This window comes from Rhizobium sp. SVR5-9E (genome assembly GCF_056755095.1).
The window spans coordinates 1-266 of the sequence record NZ_JBNDHS010000455.1 but is presented as its reverse complement, the minus strand read 5'-3'; the positions used below and the strand labels follow the sequence as shown (position 1 = coordinate 266).

The 266-nt window shown below is 35.7% G+C and carries 1 protein-coding gene; it reads left to right on the top strand.

The genetic code is table 11. From position 1 onward, the window contains the following. A partial coding sequence (locus tag ACPYOJ_RS35600; RefSeq protein ID WP_481420422.1) for an alpha-ketoglutarate-dependent dioxygenase AlkB occupies window positions 1-266 on the top strand: 266 nt, incomplete at both ends.

Below are 266 nucleotides of genomic sequence, written 5' to 3'. Positions count from 1 at the left end.
ATGATGAAGCGATCATCTTTGGAAAACTGATTGTAACAAAAAGAAAAGTAGCCTGGTTTGGTGAAAAACTATTTGAATATACCTATTCAAAGCGAACAAAATATGCAAAACCATGGACACCGGAATTATTGGAATTAAAGCAAAAATGTGAAGAAATTACGGGAGAAACCTATAATTCATGCCTTTTGAATTTATATCACGACGGAAACGAAGGCATGGCTTATCACAGTGATGCTGAGAAAGATCTCAAAAAACACGGTGCCATC